The 1,149-nt window shown below is 56.1% G+C and carries 1 protein-coding gene; it reads left to right on the top strand.

The genetic code is table 11. The features are described from left to right. Positions 1 to 1,060: S8 family peptidase (locus ACZ9AQ_RS24170; protein ID WP_429207350.1), on the top strand; the 1,060-nt coding region annotated here is incomplete at its 5' end. Positions 1,061 to 1,149 lie beyond the last annotated feature (89 nt).

The raw sequence follows: 1,149 nt of genomic DNA, 5'->3' as shown, positions 1-1,149 counted from the left end.
GCGCTTTGAAAATCACGCTACTGAGCGATGCTGGAGCGCGGACTCACGTTTCGCCTGGCTCTGCTCACGCCGAGAGCGGGTTATTCGAGGTGGCCATAATGTGCCCGATGTCGACCTCTACGATGTGCTCAAGAATATCGACCATGTCCTCAAAACTGAGCAATACGACTTTGTGAACTTCAGCATCGGGCCATATATGCCGATGGATGATGACGAGGTCCATCCATGGACGGCGCTAATCGACAGTCATCTCGCCTCTGGCAACACGCTGGCAGCTATCGCGGTCGGTAATGATGGCGAAAAGGAATGGCCGGAGAGCCGGGTGCAGCCTCCTTCCGATATGGTCAATGCCCTGGCGGTGGGCGCCTGCGACGGCACAGGTTTGTCCTGGGAGCGCGCGCCCTATAGCTCACACGGTCCCGGCCGCAGCCCTGGCATGATCAAACCCGATGGCGTAGCCTTCGGTGGTTCGGAAGAGGAACCCTTCGTCGTCTACAACGCTCTCAGTGGTCACTACGCTCACACGACAGGCACCAGTTTTAGCTCTCCAGCGACCCTTAGAACAGCGATCGGCGTGAAGGTCTCCCTCAATTCTCCGTTGAGCGTTTTAGCGGTTCGCGCCTTGATGTCGCACCACGCTAGCCGGCCAAAGCACATGCTGATGAGCCACATCGGACACGGCCGGTTTCCTCAAAGTGTCGATGAAGTCTTGACGTGCGAGGACAACGAAGTGCGAGTAATCTATCAGGGCACCCTGCAGGCCGGACAGAATCTGCGCGCGCTCATCCCGTTCCCCTCCCTGCCATTGAATGGGAAAGTCACTCTTCGCGCGACGCTGTGCTTTGCCAGTCATACCGATCCTGAACACGCTGTGAATTACACGCGTGCCGGGCTGACGGTGCTGTTGCGTCCGAAGAAGACGTCGAAGAAAACGATGCCATTTTTCTCGTCATCGAAGATGTACACGACCGAGCTCGAAGCGCGCACTGACGAGCAAAAGTGGGAGACGACGCTCAAACATGAACATCGGTTCAACGTCGACACGCTAGACGATCGGTAATCCCCCCGCAAAAAGAGCGCGATCAGAAGTAGAATTTTCTACTTAAGATACAGAAAGCTCTACATGAAGACCTCCCGTTTTACCGACAG

It is taken from the genome of Massilia sp. UYP34, assembly GCF_056279385.1.
This window is presented reverse-complemented; position numbering and strand designations above follow the sequence as displayed.